Origin of the sequence: Sphaerisporangium sp. NPDC005289, assembly GCF_040607455.1 — a bacterium.
GTDB classification, from domain to species: Bacteria; Actinomycetota; Actinomycetes; order Streptosporangiales; family Streptosporangiaceae; genus Sphaerisporangium; species Sphaerisporangium rhizosphaerae.
Window position 1 is genome coordinate 390,483 of the sequence record NZ_JBEXGS010000005.1, and the last position, 1,334, is coordinate 391,816.

At 73.4% G+C, this 1,334-nt stretch carries 1 protein-coding gene; it reads left to right on the plus strand.

Annotated elements, in window-relative coordinates:
* The first annotated feature begins 136 nt into the window (after positions 1-136).
* Positions 137-1,309, plus strand: a complete 1,173-nt coding sequence (locus tag ABZT47_RS12405) for a CoA transferase (protein WP_354839637.1) — start codon at positions 137-139, stop codon at positions 1,307-1,309.
* Positions 1,310-1,334 lie beyond the last annotated feature (25 nt).

A 1,334-nucleotide genomic window follows, 5' to 3' on the forward strand; every position in this document is an offset into this window, starting at 1 on the left:
CCCCGGAGGAGTCGTCACACGGGTCCCCGGAGGAGTCGTCACACGGGTCCCCGGAGGAGTCGTCACACGGGTCCCCGGAGGAGTCGTCACACGGGACCCTGGAGCCGTCGTCACGCAGGACCACGGAGGATCAGACATGAAAGCCCTGGAAGGCGTCCGCGTCTTGGACCTGGCGACGCTGTTCGCCGGGCCGATGGCCGCGATGCTGCTCGGCGACTTCGGCGCCGAGGTGGTCAAGGTCGAGCATCCGGCCAAGCCCGACCCCTCCCGCGGCCACGGTCCGGGCGGCCTGTGGTGGAAGGTGCTGGGCCGCAACAAGCGGGCCATGACCCTGGACCTGTCGACGGCCGAGGGTCAGCGGGTGCTGCTCGCGCTCGCCCGCGACGCCGACGTGGTCATCGAGAACTTCAGGCCCGGCACCCTCGAGCGCTGGAACCTGTCCTACGACCGTCTCCGCGAGGCCAACCCCCGCTTGGTGCTGGCCCGCGTCACCGGGTTCGGCCAGTTCGGCCCGTACGCGCGGCGTCCCGGGTTCGGCACCCTCGCCGAGGCGATGAGCGGGTTCGCCGCGATGACCGGCGAACCGGACGGGCCGCCCACCCTGCCCCCGTTCGGGCTGGCGGACGGCATCTGCGCCCTCGCCACCGCCTACGCCGTCATGGCCGCCCTCCACGCGCGTGAGGGCACCGGGGCCGGCCAGGTGGTCGACATGTCGATCATCGAGCCGATCCTCACCGTGCTCGGCGCCCAGCCGACCATCTACGACCGGCTCGGCGTGGTGCCGCCGCGCACGGGGAACCGCTCGGTCAACAACGCGCCGCGCAACACCTACCGCTGCGCCGACGGCACCTGGGTGGCCGTCTCCACCTCCGCCCAGAACATCGCCGAGCGGGTCATGCGCCTGGTCGGCCGGCCCGAGTACGTCCAGGAGCCGTGGTTCGCCACCGGCGCCGGACGCGTCGAGCACGCCGACGAGCTGGACCAGGCCGTCGCCGCGTGGGTCGGCGCGCGCACCCGCGAGGAGGTGCTGGACGCCTTCGAGCGCGCCCAGGCGGCGGTCGCCCCCATCTACGACGTGCGCGATGTCATGTCCGACCCGCAGCTCGCCGCCCTGGACGCGGTCACCACCGTCGAGGACCCCGGCCTCGGCCCGCTGCGCATGCAGAACGTCATGTTCCGCCTGTCCGCCACGCCGGGCGAGATCCGCTGGCCCGGCCGCCCCCACGGCGCCGACACCGCCGCCGTCCTGGCGGAGCTGGGCCTGTCCGACGCGGACGTGGCGGCCCTGCGCGACAAGGGCGTCGTCTAGCGCGATGACCACATACGTTCACCGG

Coding starts and splice junctions, on each gene's coding strand:
- ABZT47_RS12405 (WP_354839637.1), top strand. CDS start 137: ATGAAAGCCCTGGAAGGCGTCCGCGTCTTGGACCTGGCGACGCTGTTC.